Source organism: Streptococcus oralis (genome assembly GCF_016127915.1).
Classification (GTDB): Bacteria; Bacillota; Bacilli; order Lactobacillales; family Streptococcaceae; genus Streptococcus; species Streptococcus oralis_BO.
Genome location: NZ_CP066059.1, coordinates 1,787,236 through 1,807,853, shown reverse-complemented (window position 1 = coordinate 1,807,853; position 20,618 = coordinate 1,787,236). Strand labels below are relative to the sequence as shown.

Annotated in this window: 25 protein-coding genes; 1 reads left to right on the top strand and 24 read right to left on the bottom strand. The window is 41.3% G+C overall.

All coding sequences use genetic code 11. The features are described 5' to 3' along the window. Positions 1–10 precede the first annotated feature (10 nt). The 22 genes from pstB (I6H78_RS08845) to I6H78_RS08740 all read right to left on the bottom strand — a co-directional run bounded on the left by pstB (I6H78_RS08845) (position 11) and on the right by I6H78_RS08740 (position 16,446). The gene (gene pstB / locus I6H78_RS08845) at positions 11–769 is read right to left on the bottom strand and encodes a phosphate ABC transporter ATP-binding protein PstB (protein WP_125398178.1); all 759 of its coding nucleotides are present in this window, start codon (positions 767–769) and stop codon (positions 11–13) included. Between the two features lie 12 nt (positions 770–781). Beyond that, positions 782–1,585 (bottom strand): phosphate ABC transporter ATP-binding protein PstB, encoded by an 804-nt coding sequence (gene pstB, locus I6H78_RS08840; protein ID WP_000049851.1) that lies wholly within the window; start codon positions 1,583–1,585, stop codon positions 782–784. A 10-nt stretch (positions 1,586–1,595) separates the two neighbouring features. Next, positions 1,596–2,480 carry a phosphate ABC transporter permease PstA gene (gene pstA / locus I6H78_RS08835; protein WP_198459450.1) on the bottom strand — a complete coding sequence of 295 codons (885 nt, stop codon included), beginning with the start codon at positions 2,478–2,480 and terminating at the stop codon, positions 1,596–1,598. Next, positions 2,470–3,387 (bottom strand): phosphate ABC transporter permease subunit PstC, encoded by a 918-nt coding sequence (gene pstC / locus I6H78_RS08830; RefSeq protein WP_001070951.1) that lies wholly within the window; start codon positions 3,385–3,387, stop codon positions 2,470–2,472. Before pstC ends, pstA begins: the two co-directional genes overlap by 11 nt. Next, positions 3,387–4,265: a phosphate ABC transporter substrate-binding protein PstS gene (locus I6H78_RS08825; protein ID WP_007520299.1), complete on the bottom strand. Its 879-nt coding sequence runs from the start codon at positions 4,263–4,265 to the stop codon at positions 3,387–3,389. The genes pstC and I6H78_RS08825 overlap by 1 nt, the downstream gene beginning before the upstream one ends. Before the next feature lie 209 nt (positions 4,266–4,474). Further along, on the bottom strand, positions 4,475–5,779 hold the full coding sequence (locus I6H78_RS08820; protein WP_198459449.1) for an RsmF rRNA methyltransferase first C-terminal domain-containing protein: 1,305 nt from the start codon (positions 5,777–5,779) through the stop codon (positions 4,475–4,477). Next, positions 5,780–6,553: an inositol monophosphatase family protein gene (locus tag I6H78_RS08815; RefSeq protein ID WP_125398181.1), complete on the bottom strand. Its 774-nt coding sequence runs from the start codon at positions 6,551–6,553 to the stop codon at positions 5,780–5,782. Next, entirely contained in the window at positions 6,543–6,821 is a 279-nt protein-coding gene (locus I6H78_RS08810; RefSeq protein WP_084926065.1) for a UPF0223 family protein, read from the bottom strand. Before I6H78_RS08810 ends, I6H78_RS08815 begins: the two co-directional genes overlap by 11 nt. Then, positions 6,822–7,223 carry a Spx/MgsR family RNA polymerase-binding regulatory protein gene (locus I6H78_RS08805; protein ID WP_000631261.1) on the bottom strand — a complete coding sequence of 134 codons (402 nt, stop codon included), beginning with the start codon at positions 7,221–7,223 and terminating at the stop codon, positions 6,822–6,824. A gap of 220 nt (positions 7,224–7,443) precedes the next feature. After that, positions 7,444–8,061 carry a TIGR01906 family membrane protein gene (locus tag I6H78_RS08800; protein WP_198459448.1) on the bottom strand — a complete coding sequence of 206 codons (618 nt, stop codon included), beginning with the start codon at positions 8,059–8,061 and terminating at the stop codon, positions 7,444–7,446. Beyond that, positions 8,051–8,824 (bottom strand): TIGR01457 family HAD-type hydrolase, encoded by a 774-nt coding sequence (locus I6H78_RS08795; RefSeq protein ID WP_198459447.1) that lies wholly within the window; start codon positions 8,822–8,824, stop codon positions 8,051–8,053. Before I6H78_RS08795 ends, I6H78_RS08800 begins: the two co-directional genes overlap by 11 nt. Before the next feature lie 10 nt (positions 8,825–8,834). After that, positions 8,835–9,572, bottom strand: coding sequence for an acyl-[acyl-carrier-protein] thioesterase (locus tag I6H78_RS08790; protein ID WP_198459446.1), 738 nt, complete (start codon positions 9,570–9,572; stop codon positions 8,835–8,837). A 4-nt stretch (positions 9,573–9,576) separates the two neighbouring features. Next, positions 9,577–10,707, bottom strand: coding sequence for a radical SAM family heme chaperone HemW (gene hemW, locus I6H78_RS08785; protein WP_198459445.1), 1,131 nt, complete (start codon positions 10,705–10,707; stop codon positions 9,577–9,579). A gap of 73 nt (positions 10,708–10,780) precedes the next feature. After that, positions 10,781–11,179, bottom strand: a complete 399-nt coding sequence (locus I6H78_RS08780; protein ID WP_198459444.1) for a YtxH domain-containing protein — start codon at positions 11,177–11,179, stop codon at positions 10,781–10,783. 15 nt (positions 11,180–11,194) lie between these two features. After that, positions 11,195–11,578 carry a DUF948 domain-containing protein gene (locus I6H78_RS08775; RefSeq protein WP_000895033.1) on the bottom strand — a complete coding sequence of 128 codons (384 nt, stop codon included), beginning with the start codon at positions 11,576–11,578 and terminating at the stop codon, positions 11,195–11,197. Continuing rightward, positions 11,579–12,367, bottom strand: coding sequence for a prolipoprotein diacylglyceryl transferase (gene lgt / locus I6H78_RS08770; RefSeq protein WP_198459443.1), 789 nt, complete (start codon positions 12,365–12,367; stop codon positions 11,579–11,581). After that, positions 12,360–13,295, bottom strand: a complete 936-nt coding sequence (gene hprK / locus I6H78_RS08765) for an HPr(Ser) kinase/phosphatase (RefSeq protein WP_180833338.1) — start codon at positions 13,293–13,295, stop codon at positions 12,360–12,362. Before hprK ends, lgt begins: the two co-directional genes overlap by 8 nt. Positions 13,296–13,424: 129 nt before the next feature. Continuing rightward, positions 13,425–13,601, bottom strand: coding sequence for a 30S ribosomal protein S21 (gene rpsU / locus I6H78_RS08760; RefSeq protein WP_000048054.1), 177 nt, complete (start codon positions 13,599–13,601; stop codon positions 13,425–13,427). Between the two features lie 93 nt (positions 13,602–13,694). Then, positions 13,695–14,252 (bottom strand): hypothetical protein, encoded by a 558-nt coding sequence (locus I6H78_RS08755; protein WP_198459442.1) that lies wholly within the window; start codon positions 14,250–14,252, stop codon positions 13,695–13,697. Positions 14,253–14,385: 133 nt separating this feature from the next. Next, positions 14,386–15,006, bottom strand: coding sequence for a Type 1 glutamine amidotransferase-like domain-containing protein (locus I6H78_RS08750; protein ID WP_198459441.1), 621 nt, complete (start codon positions 15,004–15,006; stop codon positions 14,386–14,388). A gap of 12 nt (positions 15,007–15,018) precedes the next feature. Continuing rightward, positions 15,019–15,636 (bottom strand): class I SAM-dependent methyltransferase, encoded by a 618-nt coding sequence (locus I6H78_RS08745; protein WP_198459440.1) that lies wholly within the window; start codon positions 15,634–15,636, stop codon positions 15,019–15,021. 102 nt (positions 15,637–15,738) lie between these two features. Continuing rightward, the gene (locus I6H78_RS08740) at positions 15,739–16,446 is read right to left on the bottom strand and encodes a glucosamine-6-phosphate deaminase (protein WP_198459439.1); all 708 of its coding nucleotides are present in this window, start codon (positions 16,444–16,446) and stop codon (positions 15,739–15,741) included. A 150-nt stretch (positions 16,447–16,596) separates the two neighbouring features. Between I6H78_RS08740 and queA the strand changes: the two genes are divergently transcribed. Beyond that, positions 16,597–17,625, top strand: a complete 1,029-nt coding sequence (gene queA, locus I6H78_RS08735) for a tRNA preQ1(34) S-adenosylmethionine ribosyltransferase-isomerase QueA (protein WP_198460246.1) — start codon at positions 16,597–16,599, stop codon at positions 17,623–17,625. Between the two features lie 39 nt (positions 17,626–17,664). Here queA and I6H78_RS08730 read toward each other — a convergent pair whose 3' ends face one another. Beyond that, positions 17,665–18,525 (bottom strand): YihY/virulence factor BrkB family protein, encoded by an 861-nt coding sequence (locus tag I6H78_RS08730; RefSeq protein ID WP_198459438.1) that lies wholly within the window; start codon positions 18,523–18,525, stop codon positions 17,665–17,667. 29 nt (positions 18,526–18,554) lie between these two features. Next, entirely contained in the window at positions 18,555–20,609 is a 2,055-nt protein-coding gene (locus I6H78_RS08725) for a cation:proton antiporter (RefSeq protein ID WP_198459437.1), read from the bottom strand. Positions 20,610–20,618: the final 9 nt, after the last annotated feature.

The following is a 20,618-nucleotide window of genomic DNA, read 5'->3' as shown; positions in this document are numbered from 1 at the left end:
ATTCAACTCCTTATCCAAATTTTCCTGTAATATAATCTTCTGTTTCCTTGTTTTGTGGGTCTAGGAACATCTTCTTCGTATCGTTAAACTCGATTAAATCCCCATCTAGGAAAAATCCTGTTTTATCAGAGATACGAGAAGCTTGTTGCATCGAACGCGTTACCAAGAGCATGGTGTATTTATCTTTCAGACCATACAAGGTTTCCTCAATCTTACCTGCAGAAATAGGATCCAAAGCTGAAGTTGGTTCATCTAAGAGGATAATTTTCGGACTGGTTGCTAAGACACGAGCAACACAAACACGTTGTTGTTGTCCACCTGAGAGACCAATGGCCGAATCATGCAAACGATCCTTTACTTCATCCCAGATAGAAGCACGTTGCAGGGCCTTTTCCACTGCTTCATCAAGAACTTGCTTGTTCTTAACCCCATTGATACGTAGCCCATAGACAACATTTTCGTAGATAGACATAGGGAAGGGATTGGGCTGTTGAAAGACCATACCGATTTCCTTACGCAATTCAACCGTATCGGTGCGGGGACTGTAGATATTGTGACCATTATAGACCACTGATCCCGTTGTTGTCACCTCAGGATTTAGATCGCCCATGCGGTTGATAGCTTTGAGTAGGGTGGACTTTCCTGATCCAGATGGACCTATCAAGGCCGTTATTTCCTTAGGTTGGAAAGAAAGGGAAACACTATTCAAGGCCTTCTTTTTATTGTAATAAACGGACAGGTCTGACACCTGTAAAATCGCTTCTGACATACCGTTTCCTTTCTAACCAAAGTGTCCCGTTACATAGTCATTGGTTGACTGTAACTTAGCATTTTGGAAAATATTGGATGTCTTATCATACTCAATCAAATCACCAAGGTAGAAAAATCCTGTGTAGTCACTTGCACGCGCAGCCTGTTGCATACTGTGGGTAACGATGATGATGGTAAAGTCCTTCTTCAATTCCAACATGGTTTCTTCAAGTTGGGCTGTCGCAATTGGATCCAAGGCTGAAGCCGGTTCATCCATCAAGAGGATATCTGGCTTAACAGAGATGGCGCGAGCGATACAGAGACGTTGTTGCTGACCTCCAGAAAGCATCAAGGCTGATTTGTGGAGGTCGTCTTTGACCTGATCCCAAAGGGCAGCCTGTCTTAGAGAGGTTTCTACAATTTCATCAAGGACTTTCTTGTCCTTAACACCTGCACGTTCATGAGCAAAAGTAATGTTGCGATAAATAGACTTAGCAAATGGATTTGGACGTTGAAAGACCATTCCGATATGCTTGCGCATCTCATAGACATTGATTTCTGGACGATTAACATCAATCCCTCGATAGAGGATTTGACCTGTGACCTTGGCAATATCAATAGTATCATTCATCCGATTGAGACTGCGAAGATAAGTAGATTTCCCTGATCCAGAGGGGCCAATCAAGGCTGTAATTTTATTTTTTTCAAATTGCATATCGATGCCCTTGATGGATTCATTTTTACCATAGTAAACATGTAAATCCTTGGTAGAGAGGGCCACTTTTTCTTCAGGGAAGGTGATGATATGCTTTTCATCCCAGTTATATTTTGACATGGCTTCTCCTTTAGGCAGCGGTTAATTTCTTGTGTAAATAGCTTCCGAGTTTGCGTGCTCCAAAGTTAAAAATCAAGATAAAGATGAGGAGCACAGCGGCAGAACCTGCTGATACGATAGTAGCATCAGGAATGGTTCCTTCACTGTTGACCTTCCAGATATGGACTGCCAAGGTTTCTGCTTGACGGAAGATTGAGATAGGACTGGTAACACTGAGGATATTCCAGTTAGACCAGTCAAGGGCTGGAGCGGATTGTCCTGCCGTATAGATAAGAGCGGCAGCCTCACCAAAGATACGGCCAGAGGCCAAGACAACACCCGTTACGATACCTGGAAGGGCTTCTGGAATGACGACATGGACCACAGTCTCCCAACGAGAAATTCCGAGGGCCAGACCAGCCTCACGTTGTGTATGGTGAACGTGTTTTAAACTGTCCTCAACATTTCGAGTCATCTGAGGGAGGTTAAAGACCGTCAAGGCCAAGGCACCTGAAATGATTGAAAATCCATACTCAAACTGGACTACAAAAATCAAGTAACCAAAGAGACCTACAACGACTGATGGTAGAGAAGACAAAATCTCAATACAGGTACGAATAAAATTGGTCACAGGCCCTTTTTTGGCATACTCAGCAAGGAAAATGCCAGCTCCCATGGACAGGGGAACAGAAATGATCAAGGTAATGACCAGAAGGAAGAAGGAATTGTAGAGCTGAATCCCGATACCCCCACCTGCTTGATAAGAGGAGGATTTCCCAGTCAAGAAGGACCAAGAGATATGCGGTAACCCTCTCACCAGGATATAGAGAATCAAGGACGCCAAGATGGTCACGATGATACCCGCGATGGTATAGAGGACAGCTGTTGCAAGTTTATCTAATTTCTTAGCGTGCATAGTTTTTCTTTCCTCTTTCTTTCGTAATCAATTTAATCACACTGTTAAAGGCCAAACTCATCAAGAGCAATACCAAGGCCAGTGACCAGAGTACGTTATTATCAACTGTACCCATGACGGTATTTCCGATACCCATAGTCAAAACAGAAGTCAAAGTCGCAGCTGGTGTTGTTAACGAGGTTGGGATAACTGCTGAGTTTCCGACCACCATCTGAATAGCAAGGGCTTCACCGAAGGCACGCGCCATCCCAAAGACCACTGCAGTGAAAATACCTGAACGTGCTGCTTTCAAGGTCACACGCCAGATGGTTTGCCAACGAGTGGCTCCCATGGCTAAACTAGCTTCACGGTAATGACGAGGAACAGCACGCAAGCTGTCTGTTGTCATAAAGGTAACAGTTGGCAGAATCATGACAAAGAGAACGAAAATCCCTGACAAGATCCCAAAACCAGTTCCACCAAAGACGCTACGAACAAAAGGCACCACAACTTGCAAACCGATAAATCCATAGACGACTGAAGGAATACCGACAAGAAGTTCGATGGCCGGTTGCAAAATCTTTGCACCCTTTGGTGATACTTCTGTCATAAATACTGCAGCACCAATAGCAAAGGGTGTTGCGATAAGAGCTGATAAAATCGTCACAATAAAGGAACCCAAAATCATCGGAAGAGCACCAAATTGTTTCCCTGAAGGATTCCAAGTTTGTCCAAAGAGGAAATCAAAAATGTTCACTCCATTGACAAAGAAAGTCGACAAGCCTTTTTGGGCTACAAAAATCAAAATCATCGCCACAATGATAACAATCAAAGAAAGGCAAGTGAAGGTCAAACCTTTACCAAACTTCTCAAGGCGAGAGTTCTTTGAAGGAGAGAGTAATTTTTTAGATAATTCTTCTTGATTCATTATTGACCTCCTTCTACTGCTGTAACGGTACCTGAAGCATCCTTTTGGACTTTCATTTCATTGATAGAGATATAGCCCATCCCCTTAACAATTCCATTTTGAGCTTCATCTGAAAGGACGAAATTTAGGAATTCAGCAGCTAACTCATTTGGCTGACCAAGTGTGTACATATGTTCATAAGACCACAAAGGCCAGTTGTTGGTCGTTACATTCTCAGACGTAGGCTCATACCCATTCAGTTTCATGCTTTTCACGGAGTCATCTACATAGGCAAAGGCTAGGTAAGAAATGGCTCCAGGCGTTTGGGATACAATCGACTTGACCATCCCGTTAGAATCCTGCTCCTGGCTCTGCATAGCAGATTGGCCATTCATAACCACCGTATCAAACGTCGCTCGTGAACCAGAACTTGCTGCTCGGTTGATGATTGAAATGGCCAGGTCTTTGCCCCCAACTTCTTTCCAGTTGGTCACTTCACCTGTAAAGATTTTGCGAAGTTGCTCGGTTGTGAGATTTTCAACATCCACTTCTTTGTTTACAATCACTGCAAGACCAGCCACTGCAACCTTGTGGTCTACTAGAGCTGAAGCATCGATTCCTTCTTTTTCCTCTGCAAAAACGTCAGAGTTCCCGATGTCTACTGCTCCAGACTGGACTTGAGATAGTCCTGTACCCGATCCACCACCTTGAACATTGACTGTTTTTCCGATGTTTCTAGAACCAAATTCATCTGCTGCCGCTTCGACAAGAGGCTGAAGAGCTGTTGAACCAACGGCTGTCATGGATTCTCCACGATCAATCCAGCTAGCACATCCTGCTAGAGAACCTGCCATCAAAAGTGCTGCAAGAGACATGACGAGCTTTTTTCTTTTTTTCACTGTTATTCTCCTTGAACATAATGATAAATGTTCTGATTTCTTCCGTTTGTCCTGATCATCCAATTATCATCAATGATTGTCCCGCTTTATTTTATCTAGACATTCTTAGAGCGGGAAATTCCATCGTATAATATAAGTAATAATGAAAGACTATCAGAAAAAACTCATACTTCCACTATAACATAGAATAGGCTCTTTGACTAGCTTTTTCACCTGAATCTGAGTCCTTTTGGATAATAATTTTTCAAAACATTTCCCGTTACCTTGGCAAAGCCTAATCCGTTTCCTTGAACCACAACTTGGTACCAGCCATTTGGTCGATCTTCAGACAATTGAACAGTCTCACCAGCCACATATTTTACAAAGTCCTCATCATTGATTTCAACACTTTGTTTTACTTGGCTTGGTTTCAAGGCTAATCCCAGAGCAAAGCTTGGTTCAAAGCGTTTCTTTTTAAAAGTCCCCAGATGAAGTCCATTTCGGGCAATTTTGAGTTTCCCTAGATCAGGTAGCATCTCTGGCAAAAGATAGAGTTGATCTCCAAAAGTCTGCAAGATACCAGCTAGATTGACCCGCAAGTGTTTTTGGGCAAATTCTTGCCACAAAGCCAATTGTTCACGACTGAGATTGCTCTTGCTAGCTTTGAATTTAGGTGCTGGATTTTCTCCCTTAAAGTGCAGGTGGGCAACAAACTGACCTTCTCCCTTGAAATGATGAGGGTACATCCGAGCCGTTTCAGGAAGATCAATTCCTGCTACCATACCGTTCAGATGTTCGACTGGAAGCAATTCAAAATCATAAGTATCCAGCAACCAGTGGACGATTTCTTCGTTTTCCTCAGGTGCCCAAGTACAGGTCGAATAGACCAAACGCCCTCCTTCTGCAAGCATGGTCACTGCATCTTCTAAAATTTCTCTTTGGAGACTGGCACATTGGCTAGGATAATTGGTACTCCAATAATCCATGGCATCTGGCTGCTTACGAAACATTCCTTCACCCGAGCAAGGTGCATCAAGGACAATCACATCAAAGTAACCTTTAAAAACCTTGGCCAAGCGATCAGCAGATTCATTGGTTACAACAACGTTTGTCGCTCCAAATCGCTCCATATTTTCCACTAAAATCTTAGCACGCTTGCTTGAAATTTCGTTGGAAACAAGGACTCCTTGATTAGCCAGATAAGCTGCTAGTTGAGTGGATTTTCCACCTGGTGCTGCCGCCAAGTCCAAGACCTTCATGCCAGGACTTGGTTGAGCTACCTGGGCCACCATTTGGGCTGCAGGCTCTTGTGAATAAACGAGACCCGTCACGTGCTCTGGTGACTTCCCTGAGACCTTGCCATAATGTCCCCAAGGTGTATTTGGAATATCATCCGCAAACGACAATTGACTTTCTTTTAAAGGATTAACCCGAAAAGCCGAAACCGCTTCCTGCTTAAAAGAGGCAAGAAAATCTCTTGCCTCATCGTCTAGTATTGCTTCATATTTTTCAACAAATCCTTCTGGAAATTGCATTTAGTTCTCTTTCCTTTCGTAGATATAAGACTGAATCTCTTCTTGCATCTCGATTGGCACCATCATGACAGGCTGACGCGTTTTAAAATCAGCAGGTTCACCCGATACCGTAAGAAGACGATAACCCAGACTTTCCCCTAAAATACTAGCTGCAGCGTAATCCCATGGCTGTAAGTAGGTAATATAAGTCAGAAGACGACCCGATAAAACCTTAGCAAAACTAATGGCTGCACTGCCGTAGACACGGACTCCCAATGCTGCTCGCCCCAAATCCGCCAGGCCCCACTCATTGCTTTCAAACATACCTGAGTTACCAGCAATCAGGAATTCTCTGAGGGGCTTCTTTTTAAAAGGCGGTAAGGGCTCATTATTGCGACAAGGAGGAAAGGCACCGCCACCATGGTAACAATCACCTTTCATAACATCATAGATGATGCCAAATTTGCCCACACCATTCTCAAAATAAGCCAACATCACGGCAAAATCTTCCTGCTGAGCGACAAAGTTATTGGTACCGTCAATGGGATCAATCACCCAAACAGAACCTTGATCGACCGCAGCACGCAAACAGCCCTCTTCCGCGCAAATCAAATCCTCAGGATAGGAGGACTTGATCCGATCAACCAAGAGTTCCTGGACCTCCTTGTCCAAACGCGTCACCAAGTCGGTAGGTGAAGACTTGCGCTCAACCTGCAAATCTTCTTTCATGTGAGCCAAAATATAGGCAGCAGCTTCCTGCACAATCTGTTTGGCAAATTCAAATTTAGTTTCCAAGAGAAATCTTCCCTTCTCTTTTTTCTTTTGCTAATTGAACTGCATGATAGCAGGAATAACCGCTAGCCGTCTCAAATTCGCGACCTAAGCGCTTTTCTTCGCTTTTGCTTGGAACCACAGACTTAAATTCCTTATAAGACTCTAGCAGTTTTTTTGCTTCTACCTTATCTTCATAAGCAGCTTCAACATCATTAAAAAAAGAAAGCACTGAAGCAAGTTCTTCAGTGCTCCACGACAAATCTAGTGGGTAACTATACTGTTTGTTCATCTATCCTATACCAGCTCTCAATGTTGCTTCTTTCAATTCTTGTTTACGGTAACTACGAGGGAGAAAAGCACGAATCTCATCTTCATTAAAACCGATCTGCATGCGTTTGGTATCTATAATAATTGGGCGACGCAAAAGACTAGGATATTGCTCAATCAACTGAAGCAACTCCGATACTGAGATACTCTCTACATCAATATCCAATTTTTGAAAAATTTTTGAACGAGTTGAAATGATGTCATCAGTACCATTTTCGGTCAAGGAAAGAATATGTTGTAATTCTTTTCTTGTTAAAGGACTAGTCATAATATTATGCTCTTGAAAGGGCACTTTATGCGTCTCTAACCAAGCCTTTGCCTTACGACATGATGTACAACTCGGTGATAAAAATAGTGTAATCATGCTTTTCTCTTCTTTTATCTATACTTGCTATTTCTATTATACAAAAAAATAAAGCGCTTGACTAGGTATTTTTAGAAAAAAAGCCTATTTTTTCATAGAAAATAGACTGTTTTCTGCAAAAATCTCCTGCTTTACAAGTTTATCTTTAGGATAACCTAACAATAAATAGGGAGTAGAGCAACTTCTCTCGTTTTTTATTAAAAATACAGAATTTTTTCCACTATTTCCTTGAAGCTTTAACAAAAAGGAAACCAAACATTCCTTCATACAAAGCAAAGAAAAGTAAAAAGGCATGGAGAAAGAAAGTCTCTGGCAAAATCCAAATAACGGGATCCTTTGCTGGATCAAAAAGCCAGGTATTGTCTCCCACAAAGAGAATCTGATGGAAAAGAGTAAAGAATTGCTCAAAACCAATCAATACTCCTACAAAGCCAATGACGAGAGGCAATAGCACTAAAGTCAAGATACTTTTACGATATAGGGGCAAAAAGCCTTTTTTCACAATCTTTCCAACAAAGAAATAGAAACTTGGAAGTGTCACTAGGGCAACTAGCTGAACTAGGTGAAAGAGATTCTTCACCACCGCAAAGTGGTGTAGACCTGCAGCTGATGAACGAAAATCTGGCATCTCCAAGACCTGACTAAAGGGATTGGTCAGGTAATTCATCAAGATATGAAAGTTGTATTGAATGGTTTCGGGCTTTAGATAGACTCGATTCGCTAAGTTCAGCCACTGAATTTCCAAAGGATAGAAAATCCATGCCAGATAAATGGTTAAGAGAATAGACAGGGAGAGGAAAAAGATCATACTTCCCCAAAAGGTCAGTTTAGTTTTCATCAAAATTCCACTCCGCAAGGCTAGAAACTACATGAGTTGGTGCGATTGGCAGATCTGCTACTTCTTCTGCCTTGGTAAAACCTGTTGTCACCAAGAGCGTTGGAATGCCATTGTCAATCCCTGCTCGAATATCAGTCAAATAGTTATCCCCGACCATGAGCAATTCTTCTCTTTTCAAATCCAAGTGCTCAACCGCCTTGTCCATGATGATGGCATTCGGTTTTCCGATATATACTGGTTTGACCCGTGTAGCGACTTCAAGAAGTGTAATTAGTGAACCAGCACCAGGCAAGAGACCACGTTCCGTCGGGATATTGAGGTCAGGATTGGTTCCTATAAAGTGGGCTCCCTTTTGAATGGCTAGAGTCGCCGTCGCAAATTTTTCATAGTCGACTTGCCAGTCCAGTCCAACTACCACATAGGCTGGATTTTCCTTGTCTTCGACATAACCGGCTGCCTGAATGGCATCCTTGAGCCCCGCTTCACCGATGACATAGGCTGTCTTTTCCAGTCCCAAATCGTTCATATAGTCGATGGTTGCCAGAGTTGCTGTGTATACAGTCGATAGAGGGGTATTAATATTAAAATTCTGAGCCAACATCTCTTGAACACTCTCTGGAGTTCGGGTTGTGTTGTTGGTTACAAAGAGATAGGGAATTTCTCGCTTTTGCAGTTCATGCACAAAAGCCTCTCCTGCCGGGATTCTGTCTTTCCCCTTGTAGATAGTTCCGTCTAAATCAATTAAATAACCTTTATAAGCCATATCGCCCTTTCTAATTGCCTTTAATTTCTTGCCAAGTAATCATAGCTTGGGCATTAATCTCGCCATCACTGATAATCTCATGCTTGCTTTCTAGTCCCTTGAGTTCATAAGCTGAAGCAATCATGCCACCTGGTCGTACTTCTTTGACATATTTGAGATTGATTTTCTTTGGAATATACTTGGTCAAAAAGTCTGCTCCCATGACCTCAAAAATCCAATCCAAGTATTTGCTGTTATTGACATGACCATTCATATCCAAGTCGTAAAAACGAACATGGTAATCTTTACTGATCGGATCTTCTAGATTTGCATACTTTGGCCCTCGGATGAGTTTTTTATCAAACTCAGACTGATAAGGCGCAACAATCTCCGGTTCGACAGCATGGACTTTACGACTGTCTCGGTCCATGAGAACAAAGGTTGCTACCATGCGAATGATTTCTTGACCTGCTTCATCATAGATAGTGAAACGGCGGTAGCAAAAAAGACGATTGTAAGTCAATGCTTCTGTTTCAATCGTAATCTCTTCAGCAAAGCGAGGCAAGCGAACCACGTCAATCGCATAGTCTGTAATAATCCAGACCAGATTGTAACGATCTAACACATCCTTATCGCTAACTCCCAGTTCAATCGACTGCATACCTGACACTTGCAGGGACAGCAAAATTACATCTGGAAGTTTGATATGACCGTTCATGTCCGCCATATCAAAAGGAATTTTCATTTTCATTTGATAAGTTAAGCCCATTGTTCTACTCCAAAATAAATCGTTCTGCTACAGTGTCTCCTAAGAAGAGACCTCTCTTTGTCATTCGGACACGATCACCGTCGATCTGCATGAGTCCTTGTTGAACCAAGTCTCTGATGATTTCGCCATAAAGTCCATCAAAGGACCGTCCAAATTTTTCCTCAAATCGCGCCATGGAAACCCCGGATTTTTTCCGGAGGCCTAGGAACATTTCTTCTTCCATCTGCTCCCTTTGACTCAGGTGTTCTTCTGTAATCCGAGCATTTCCTGCCTCTACCGCATTGAGATAGTGGCGGATAGGACCATGATTTTTATAACGCACCCCATTCACATAACCTGAAGCACCCGCACCGATACCATAATACTCGGCATTGTCCCAGTACATGAGATTGTGGCGACTTTCAAATCCGGGTTTAGAGAAATTGGAAATCTCATAATGCTCAAAACCAGCTCGCTCCAGTTCTGCGATGATGTACTCAAACATCTCCGCTTCTAACTCTTCCTTGGGTAGGGGCAATTTCCCACGTCTCATGCGGTTCATAAAGACCGTATGATTCTCCAAAATCAAGCTATAAAGGCTCATATGAGGAATATCAAGCGAGATAGCCTTAGCTACATTGTCCTTGACCTGATCCATAGTTTGACCTGGAAGAGCGTAGATTAGGTCGATGGAGATATTGTCAAAACCAGCCAGTTTGAGGCGGTCGATATTCTCATAAATATCCTTCTCCAAATGACTGCGCCCAATCTTTTTCAGCATTTTGTCATCAAAAGTCTGCACACCTAAAGAAACACGATTGACTGGCGACTGTTTCAAAACCGCAATCTTATCCGCGTTCAAGTCGCCTGGGTTGGCCTCAATGGTCAATTCTTCCAAGACAGACAAGTCTAGATTTTTAGTCAAGCCATCCAAGAGCACCTCTAATTGCGGAGCTGACAAAGCCGTTGGCGTCCCACCTCCAATGTAGAGAGTTGACAACTTTTGGATATCATAAGAACGAAACTCTTCTAGCAGATGCTCCAGGTAACTATCTACTGGTTGATTCTTGATAAAAACTTTTGAAAAGTCACAATAATAACAAATCTGTGTGCAAAAGGGAATATGCACGTAGGCGGACGTTGGTTTTTTCTGCATAGTATTTATTATACCACAAAGACAGGCTTGCAGATAAAAATCACCATCTCCAAAAACCAGAGATGGTGATACCTTATACTTCAGTAATATCTATGATGATTTCTTCTTGGTCTTCAGCAACGTCTGGAGTTTCTGACTGCTCCTGCCACTGCTCCTTGAGGTTGTTAAAGGTTTCCTTTGACGCTTCTGTCGCTTGTCGAGCACAGTTTTTAGCTTGGCCAAGGACACTATCAAAAGTGATTTCACCAGCTTCTACTTGTTCCTTTGTTTTCAGCACAAAGTCCGTTGCCTGTTCCTTCACTTCTGTTAGTTTCTCACAAACCTGCTCTCTAGCAAATTCTGGATCTTCTCTCAAATCATCTAGAAAATCCTGAGCTTGACTACAAACTTGCTTGCCCTTGTCACTCGTCAAAAACAAAGCTAGAGCTGCACCTGAAACTGTTCCTAAAAGGATAGAGGATAGTTTTCCCATAAGATTTCTCCTTTTTTATTTTTTGAAAAATTTACTTGCGACACGAAGAGCGGACAAGCCTGCACCTGTTTTGATGGTCTTCGAACCAGCAGATGAAGCTTTTTTGCCTAAAACACGTGCATGTTGGTTGAGATCAGATACTGACTCAGACAAGTCTGCCACAGCTGTAAAAAGTGGATCAATCGTCGCAACTTTGATATTGATATCGTCTGCTAACACATTGACCTTAACCAACAATTCATTAGTCTGATGCAAGGTAACGTTCACATCTGAGCTCAAGGTTTTGATGGTTTTCTCTGTCTCATCAATCATACGACCTGCTTTTTGAATCGTGATTGTCAAATAGACTAAACAGACAATCAAAGCAATCGCAACAAGAATATATGCAACTTCTAACATTTATTTTTCCTCCTCAGTATGATAGAAAGGGGCTTTCTTTCGATTTTGATAAAGTATGATAAAAATACCGAGTCCGATAAGGACAACTGATAACCATTGGGAAACTCGCAGACCAAAGAACATGAGACTATCCGTCCGCATGCCTTCGATGATCATACGACCAAAGCCATACCAAATCAAGTAGAATGCCGTGATCTGACCACGTCTGATTCCTTTTAATTTTCGTCTAAAAATCAGAATCAAAGCAAATCCAATCAGATTCCAAACCGACTCATATAAGAAGGTCGGCTGACGGTAGCTACCATCGATGTACATCTGGTCACGAATGAAGCCTGGCAAATAATCCAGATTATCTACCGCTGCACCATAGGCTTCTTGGTTAAAGAAGTTTCCCCAACGCCCTAGACTCTGGGCAATCATGACGCTCGGTGCTGCAATATCTAAGAAATCCCAAGTATTAATCAGCTTTCTATCTGCAAAGATATAAAGGACAATAGCGCCCGCTATCAATCCTCCGTAAATGGCCAAACCACCATTCCAAATAGCAATGATTTCACCTGGATTTTGCAGATAATAATCTAAGCGAAAGAGTACGTAGTATAGCCTAGCACCTAAAATAGCTACCGGAAAAGCAATCAGAATAAAATCCAAAATATCATCTGATAGAATTTTCTTTTTAGGAGCTTCTTTCATGGCAAGATAAACTGCCAGAACCAAACCAGCTACAATACACAAAGCATACCAACGAATAGCAAAGGGACCAATTTCAAATGCGACTGGATTAATCATGTTTCACCTCATTTTGAGCGATTAGATTTGTCAAGCGTTCTTCAAATAAACGTGTCGCATCAAAGCCCATTTCCTTAGCACGGTAGTTCATGGCAGCCGCTTCAATAACAACAGAAATATTGCGTCCTGTTTTTACCGGAATGCGGATACGCGGAATGGCTACACCAGAAATTTCGATTTCTTCAGCATTATTTCCTAAGCGATCAAAGGTCTTATGCGTATCGTAGTTTTCCAAATAAACTGCTAGTTGAACTTGTGAAGAATCCTTAACTGCACTTGCTCCGTAGAGACTCATCACATCAATAATCCCCACTCCACGGATCTCAAGTAAATGCCTCAAAATTTCAGCTGGCTCTCCCCAAAGGGTCATTTCGTCTTTTGCAAAAATATCTACACGATCATCTGCCACCAAACGGTGTCCACGTTTCACAAGTTCCAGACCAGTTTCACTCTTACCGATACCGCTATCCCCTTGGATCAAGACACCCATGCCATAAATGTCCATCAAGACGCCATGAACACTGGTCCGTTCTGCCAAACGAGAATCCAAATAGCTAGATAGTTCTCCTGACAGGCGACTAGTAGCTGTTCGACTGGTTAAAATCGCAATCTTACATTCCCTGGCAGCTTTCAACATTTCTTCTGGAACTACTAAACCACGTGCAACAATAACCACTGGTGTTTCCGGTTGAAACATCTTGGTCAACACCTTATAACGGTTGTGAGAAGACATGGAGACTAAATAAGACCATTCCTTCATTCCCAATAGTTGAAGTCGCTCCGGAGTATAGTAATCAAAATACCCTGTCATCTCAAGACCTGGTCGAGAAATGTCCGCAGTATTGATTTCTTTTTCAAGTAAATCGCCTTCACCGTAAACAATGTCTAATCTGAGCTTTTCAATGACTTCTTTTACTAAAACCGACATAATTTCCTCCTTCAATCGAGTTCTCCCTACTATTATATCAGATTGTAGGTGGAAGTTTCCTTTTTTTGCAGGATTTACGGTATTTATTTAAAAGAAAAAGACTAGATTTCTCTAGCCTTTCATTTCAAATTAGAATTTTTTACGTTTACGAGCTGCTTCTGATTTACGTTTACGTTTTACAGAAGGTTTTTCATAGAATTCACGTTTGCGTGTTTCTTGAAGAGTACCAGCTTTAGTAACCGCACGTTTGAAACGACGAAGTGCATCGTCAAGAGATTCATTCTTACGTACTACTGTTTTAGACATTTTTTTCACTCCCTTCAAGTTCAAGATCTATTCCATTTTACACACAAAGTGAATAATTGTCAAGAGAAAAGCGACCATAAACTTTTATTATTTTTACTTTCTTCTTTTGAAGATGAAATAAATCACTAAGATGCAGAGAATCAATCCCAAAACAGCTGGTTTTACAATCGATATGCCACTTCCTCCACTAAATAAAAGACTATGGGCAACCTTCAGAAACGCTCCAATTACTACCGTTGCTAATAATCCATACCAACGTCTACTCCATGTTAAGGATATAATTGCCGTAAAAAATGCTAGAATCGTCGCCAGAATAATAACTTTTTCAATACTCCATCCGCTCGTAAAATAAGTCTTCTCAAAATTCAAAAACTCAATTACTTTTACATCAACTATTTCCGGCTTTGGGAACCAGAACATGCTAGTAAATAGGCAAAATATAGAAAAGAAAATCAGGCTATAGGATTTTTTATAAGCTCCCATTACAATTGGAATAATAAAGAGAGGGCGAATATACCAACTCAGAGTATTCTGGTGTCTAGTAAACGCCCACTCAAAGAAGCTCGTATCTGATAAAAAAACGACAATGGTAGTAATCGTTAGAAACAAGAAAACAATCCCACCTATTTTATCTAACGTTTTTATTTTCATAACTTTTCCCTTCTTGAATTCATAAAATTAATCTATCCATGGCAGATTCCCACTAAATGAATTATCAACCGCTAATCGTTTTATTGGTAAAATATTAATGTTCTTCCAACCACGCTGTTATTCTACCACGCTGTTATTCTATTGTCAAGATATCTATTTGCTCATCGTTAACGATAATTGCTTGGTGGTTATGAAGCGGTAGCAATTCAAGCTGCTTTTTATACATTTCAAAGGTCTTTTTGCTACTATCGGTAAAAGGTTCCTCACCATAATGTGGAAGGATATAAAAATCCACTTCATCCAATCCCGCTGTATCAGATAACTCTGTCGCTACCGTCTTGTCGTCCATGAGTTTATTGTAGTCAATATCCTTGGCTGTAATGATAGCCCCTGCTGATTCTCCCACATAGACCAACCCATCTCTTATTTGCTCTTTGATGAGAGATAGAAGTTGTTTTTTCTTTAATTCTTGTAATAAATAAAATGTATTCCCACCTGAGATATAAAGAATCTTGCTTTGGAAAATCTTTGCCTGAGCAGTTTCTCGATCACAAGAAGCAATATCTAGAACCTCTATCTCAAATCCTAAATCTTTGAATGTTTGCTGAGCCTCATCGATATAGGCAGTATAATCCTCTTTGTTCCCAGCGGTAGGAATAAATAAAACCTTGTTTTCTAGATTCTTTTCCTTTGCATAATCGCTAAAAAGCTTTGTGACTCCAGCAAAGTATGAACATAAAAATAATTGTTTCATGATGTACCTCCATTAATGTTTAACAATTTTATAAAGAATCCATGATCCCTTTCTTTGACTAGTTACGAGCTCAAATCCTACTGATAACAAGAATCGTCTAAATGCTTCTTCGCTTTGGACCTCTGGTAAAAAGTAAGACAACTTGTTATATTCACAAGCCAGTAAGAGCATCCCGTCTGATTTGAGTATTCTTCGAAGTTCCATAAAAGAAGCCTCTAGGTCCCTCCAATGAAAATGAGTTTGAAAGGCTGTGATTAAATCAACACTTTCATCAGAAAATCCTGTCTCACTAACATCTCTTCGTTCAAAATTTAGATTAGTCATCTCTATCTGTTTGGCTTGAGCTATTGCAGTATCTGAAATATCGATTCCAGTTATGGTACTTTGCGGAAAAGTTTCTTTCAGTAGGATGGTTGAACGACCATTTCCAACTCCCACATCTAAGATTACAGGGTAAAATGTCCTATCCAGATGACGAATTGCCCATACAAACATGGGGAGGTAGGCTCTATTCCACAATTTCATCATTCGTTTTCCTAGAAAGCCCGAAGGGTTCTTTGATTGCTGAATTAAGCGACTAAATAGTAACATTAAAAGTAAAAAACAAATAAAACCAATTATATAAATCAAAATCGATCCTCCTCGTATAGCTATATTATACCACTTTAACAGGATAGTGAACAATTGAAGTAAAAAGCCACTCACTCCAAAGAGCAAGTGGTTCTTGTCATTTTACTTTTCAAGCAAGCTGAGCGCTTCAGCATCCGCAATAATAGTCACATCAGGGTGGTTTTGTAGGCTACTTGCTGGAAGATTCTCAGTCACTGGGCCTGATACTGTTCCAGCAATGGCCTCTGCTTTCGACTCACCATAAGCAAAGAGAATAATTGACTTTGCATCCAAGATGTTTTTAATCCCCATTGAGATGGCTTGAGTTGGAACGTCTTCAATCTTGTCAAAGAAGCGAGCATTGGCTTCAATTGTAGACTGGTCTAGGTCTACAAGGTGTGTCTGGCTATCAAAGGCAGTTCCTGGCTCATTAAATCCGATATGTCCATTGCGACCGATTCCCAAGATTTGAAAATCAACTGGATGGTCAATCAAAATTTGGTTGTAGCGTTCTACTTCAGCTTCAGCATTGTCCTTAATCCCACGAGGCAAGAAACTTTCTTTAAATGGTTTTTGGTTGAATAAGTGTTCTTGCATAAAGTGGCGGTAAGATTGAGGATTGTCTCCGTCAAGTCCTACATACTCATCAAGGTTTACACTGGTTAGATTTGAAAAATCAAGGCCACTCTCAACGATTTCCTTGTAAAACTCAAGCGGACTGCTCCCTGTCGCAAGTCCTAATGTTTGAGCACCATTGGCCAATTTTTCCTTCAGAATCTCAAAAGCAACTTTTCCACCTTCAACTTGATTTTCAACTTTAATAACTTTCATCTTTTCATCCTCCATTTTAATCTATATTCATTATATGGTATAGACCAATTTTTGTCAAGTGAAAACGATTTAATTTCTAAAAAAAGAGCGCCCAAACTTGAAACATGTTATAATGGATAAGATTAGAACTTAGAAAGAATGATGAAAAAAATGAATACTGCTGATTTTGATTTCCACTTGCCTGAGGAATTGATTGCCCAAACGCCACTTGAAAAACGAGATGCCTCCAAGCTTCTCATCGTAAACCGGGAAACGGGAGAAATGCAGGATAAACACTTCCACTCCATTATTGATATGCTGGAACCTGGAGATGCACTCGTTATGAATGATACCCGCGTTCTTCCTGCCCGCCTCTATGGCCAAAAAGAAAAGACGGGAGGCCATGTGGAACTTCTCCTACTCAAAAATACTAATGGTGATGAGTGGGAAGTTCTGGCTAAACCTGCCAAACGCCTCAAGGTTGGCACTCGTGTCAACTTTGGCGATGGTCGCCTCAGCGCTGTCGTTACGGAAGAATTGACCCACGGAGGCCGCATTGTCCGTTTTGAATACCAAGGAATTTTCCTAGAAGTCTTAGAAAGTCTAGGTGAAATGCCACTACCACCCTACATCCATGAAAAACTGGATGACCGTGAACGTTATCAAACCGTCTACGCTAAAGAAAGTGGCTCTGCTGCTGCACCGACTGCTGGCCTTCACTTCACCAAAGAACTGCTAGCAGAAATCCAAGCCAAGGGGGTCCATCTGGTTTATCTGACTCTCCACGTTGGTTTAGGAACTTTTAGACCTGTTTCTGTGGACAATCTAGACGAACACGAAATGCACTCCGAATTCTACCAACTTTCTGAGGAAGCAGCAGCCACCCTTCGATCTGTCAAGGAAAATGGAGGTCGCGTCATCGCTGTCGGAACCACTTCGATCCGTACGTTGGAAACCATCGGTTCCAAGTTTGATGGGCAAATTCAGGCTGATTCTGGCTGGACCAATATCTTTATCAAACCTGGTTACGACTGGAAGGTCGTGGATGCTTTCTCAACCAACTTCCACCTACCCAAATCAACTCTCGTCATGTTGGTTTCTGCCTTTGCCGGCCGTGAATTAGTCTTAGATGCCTACCAGCACGCTATTCAAGAACGCTATCGTTTCTTCAGTTTCGGCGATGCCATGTTTATCTATTAAGAAAATCCCTATTAGGTTTCCTAATAGGGATTTTTCTAATTATTCCATACTAAACTTTGGATCTTTCAAACTCTGAACACTGGCATTGATAACCGCTCCGATAATCAAAATCTTTGCAATAAGAATAAACCAGAACATCATGACTACCACGATGATGGAACTGAAAAATCGGACATCCACTAGGTGATTGACATAGTTATTAAAAGAAACAGAAAAGATATTCAATAAACCGATAAGAGTTAGCAAGACAAAGACACTTCCTGGTAAAACATAGCGGATTCGTGGTGTTTTTACTTTTGGAAGGAAGTAATAAATCATAACCAGAATGGCAAAGATCAAGGCATAGACCAGAGGGCCTGTAAAATCTTGCAGGTAGGAAAATAGCGGGCTGTCTGATTGCCAGTAAGTTTTGAGGAGGTTGAGCAACATGCGACCAAACATACTCAAAAACAAGGCTAGGGCAAAAAGAATCTGCAAGCCAAGGCTAACAAGCAAACTCATCAACTGATGGGAGATAATCCCTCGACTCTTGGTCACTCCATAGGCTTTGTTAAAGGCTTTTTGGAGAAAATCCATTGATTTCGAAAAGGTCCATAGGGCTGACAAAACAGCAAAACTCAGCAAACCAGTTGATGGTTGAGTCAGAACTTCTCGGACAATCTTGGCGACCACATCATACACTGTATCAGGCAAAAATTCCTTGATTGTCAGTAGGAAATTTGAGACTGGAATCTGAAAATAAGGCAAAATATTGACCATTATCATTAGCAAAGGAAAGATTGAAACCAACCAATAGTAGGCAACCGCAACACTGGTCAACTCACTATCCGATGCTTGATAATAATGCAAAAAAGCTTTCAATAAGGGCTTATCCAATAGCTCCTTCCACCACTTTTTCATATCCCATCCTCCGTCATTTTCATCATCATCTAAGTTCTTCTGATTAAATCTAGCATATCATAAGGCAAGGTATTTGCAGCCTCTTTCAGAGAATAATTCTCTAAATTATTCACATTTTGGCGTAGTTTTTTAGCATACTTGGCTGTTATCAGTTTAGCTTCTTCGTATTCAAAGATTGCCTTACGTTCGAGATAGTAGCCTCGTAGCATTTCATCGATATTGTTTGGCTTGATGCGATTGATAACCCGCTCAACAAAGGCACCACTTCCGATAATGGCCGTCTCGCGTAGACGAGACTCTTGCATAAAACTAATCAGAGAACTCTTGTAAACCCCCTTGAGGTTTTCCAAACTCTCGATAATCAGCTCTGTATTTTCCAAATACAACTCTGCAATCTGATCATAGTCAACTGATAGTAGTTTACGAGATTCTTCATTCATCCAACTACGGAAAGTTTTGCCAAAGGTAAACATTTCATGGAGTAGAAAGCGCAGTATCCGTAAGGAAACTAGGAAGTAATAAGTCACTCTAGAAGCGAAATTCCGATTGATACTCTGCTCCATGTTTTTTAGGTAACGTTGGTAAACTCGATAGCCACGCTCACTGATTCTATTTTCTTCGTAGGCTTGCTCCAAACCATCACTCTCAATACTCAAGATAAGAAGTTTGATGGACTCCCAGTCCTCTTGGACTCTCTTATTTTCCAGACTAAGGATGAGGTTTTCAATCCGACCATGATAATTATCAATAGCTGCATAAAGAGGGAGTTTGTTCTTGTGATGGTCCAGCTCTTTTTCTAATTCTGCAGCTACATCATTCAAAATCGCAATATGCATCAAATGATCCTTGCTTTCCTCTTGTTCTTCAGATAAGTGAGGGAGAATCAATAAACCCGTTAAAAAGCTCAATAGTGTAACGCCTGCTACTAGGAATAGCAACAAAGGATATTCCTGCTCCAAATGACTTGGTATGAGGAGAATGGTCGCGATAGATACTGTCCCTTTGACACCAGAGAAGGTCAAAAGAAGCATATCTTTCATGTACTTATGAATTTTTTTCTTGAGTCGACGGGTCCTCATAAAGTAAAAACCAGCAATCATGACAAAGCGGATCACAAAAAGCAAGAAGGTCAGAACGACAATTGAAAGCAGTAAAAGAAGGGGATTGTAGAGAGAATTAGACAAAATTGGCTCTGCAATCAACTCTAACTCCATTCCCAAGAGAACAAAGACTGATCCATTTAGCATAAAGGTCACGGTATGCCAAACGGTCTCCGTCACGGTGTCTACCTGAGCCTCAAGGAGCGTAATTTTCTTAAAGCGACTGGCCTTCAAAATACCTGCAACCACTACTGCGATAATTCCTGAAACATGAAACTCTTCTGCGATGAAAAAGGTCATGAGCGGCAAACTTAGCTCTAGCAATAGTTCACTGGCTATATCTATCGCTCGTACACTCAGCAAAAAGCTATGCAAAAAACGATTGACCATAGCCGTCACAAAACCGACTACAAAACCACCAAGGATAGAAAGTGCTAGGGAAGTTCCAGCTTGGCTGAAAGAAAACGTTCCTGTTGTCCAAGCAGCAAGAGCCATCTGAAAGGCAACCAAACCAGAAGCGTCATTTAAGAGTCCTTCCCCTTTTAGAATATTAGAAACCCGTTTGGGAAAACGAAAACGTTCAGAAAGAGATGCGAAGGCAACCAAATCTGTTGGCCCAAGTGCCGCTCCAACTGCTAAACAGGCAGCCAAAGGAAGAGTCATCCAAAGGAAGTGAGCCATGCCCCCCAAGTTTAAGGTCGAGATAAAAATCACAGGAAAAATTAGAAAGACAACAATCCGCCAGTGCTTCAAAATGGACGTAATATCAGCTTCTTCTGCCTCCCGGAAAAGTAAGGGACCAATAACCATGGCCAGAAACAGCTCTGTATTGAGATGAAAGTCCGCATCGGGAACAAATAAACCAATCCCAATCCCCAAAAGGATTTGCACCAGAGGAAGGGGTAAAAAAGGGAGAAGTTTATTGGTCGTAGTTGAAATGATTAAGACAAATAAAAATAGAATCAAGTAAATGAGTAATTCCACACAATTCCT

What these genes read in the sequence shown, in the direction of transcription:
- I6H78_RS08800 (WP_198459448.1), bottom strand. Translation starts at nt 8,061, where the DNA reads ATGAAAACTAAACTGACCTTTTGGGGAAGTATGATCTTTTTCCTCTCC.
- pstB (WP_125398178.1), bottom strand. Translation starts at nt 769, where the DNA reads ATGTCAGAAGCGATTTTACAGGTGTCAGACCTGTCCGTTTATTACAAT.
- I6H78_RS08780 (WP_198459444.1), bottom strand. Translation starts at nt 11,179, where the DNA reads ATGGGAAAACTATCCTCTATCCTTTTAGGAACAGTTTCAGGTGCAGCT.
- queA (WP_198460246.1), top strand. Translation starts at nt 16,597, where the DNA reads ATGAATACTGCTGATTTTGATTTCCACTTGCCTGAGGAATTGATTGCC.
- I6H78_RS08790 (WP_198459446.1), bottom strand. Translation starts at nt 9,572, where the DNA reads ATGGGCTTAACTTATCAAATGAAAATGAAAATTCCTTTTGATATGGCG.
- hprK (WP_180833338.1), bottom strand. Translation starts at nt 13,295, where the DNA reads ATGTCGGTTTTAGTAAAAGAAGTCATTGAAAAGCTCAGATTAGACATT.
- I6H78_RS08775 (WP_000895033.1), bottom strand. Translation starts at nt 11,578, where the DNA reads ATGTTAGAAGTTGCATATATTCTTGTTGCGATTGCTTTGATTGTCTGT.
- I6H78_RS08750 (WP_198459441.1), bottom strand. Translation starts at nt 15,006, where the DNA reads ATGAAACAATTATTTTTATGTTCATACTTTGCTGGAGTCACAAAGCTT.
- rpsU (WP_000048054.1), bottom strand. Translation starts at nt 13,601, where the DNA reads ATGTCTAAAACAGTAGTACGTAAGAATGAATCTCTTGACGATGCACTT.
- I6H78_RS08805 (WP_000631261.1), bottom strand. Translation starts at nt 7,223, where the DNA reads ATGATTACACTATTTTTATCACCGAGTTGTACATCATGTCGTAAGGCA.
- pstA (WP_198459450.1), bottom strand. Translation starts at nt 2,480, where the DNA reads ATGCACGCTAAGAAATTAGATAAACTTGCAACAGCTGTCCTCTATACC.
- I6H78_RS08795 (WP_198459447.1), bottom strand. Translation starts at nt 8,824, where the DNA reads ATGGCTTATAAAGGTTATTTAATTGATTTAGACGGAACTATCTACAAG.
- I6H78_RS08730 (WP_198459438.1), bottom strand. Translation starts at nt 18,525, where the DNA reads ATGAAAAAGTGGTGGAAGGAGCTATTGGATAAGCCCTTATTGAAAGCT.
- I6H78_RS08820 (WP_198459449.1), bottom strand. Translation starts at nt 5,779, where the DNA reads ATGCAATTTCCAGAAGGATTTGTTGAAAAATATGAAGCAATACTAGAC.
- pstC (WP_001070951.1), bottom strand. Translation starts at nt 3,387, where the DNA reads ATGAATCAAGAAGAATTATCTAAAAAATTACTCTCTCCTTCAAAGAAC.
- I6H78_RS08810 (WP_084926065.1), bottom strand. Translation starts at nt 6,821, where the DNA reads ATGAACAAACAGTATAGTTACCCACTAGATTTGTCGTGGAGCACTGAA.
- I6H78_RS08755 (WP_198459442.1), bottom strand. Translation starts at nt 14,252, where the DNA reads ATGAAAATAAAAACGTTAGATAAAATAGGTGGGATTGTTTTCTTGTTT.
- I6H78_RS08740 (WP_198459439.1), bottom strand. Translation starts at nt 16,446, where the DNA reads ATGAAAGTTATTAAAGTTGAAAATCAAGTTGAAGGTGGAAAAGTTGCT.
- pstB (WP_000049851.1), bottom strand. Translation starts at nt 1,585, where the DNA reads ATGTCAAAATATAACTGGGATGAAAAGCATATCATCACCTTCCCTGAA.
- lgt (WP_198459443.1), bottom strand. Translation starts at nt 12,367, where the DNA reads ATGATTAATCCAGTCGCATTTGAAATTGGTCCCTTTGCTATTCGTTGG.
- hemW (WP_198459445.1), bottom strand. Translation starts at nt 10,707, where the DNA reads ATGCAGAAAAAACCAACGTCCGCCTACGTGCATATTCCCTTTTGCACA.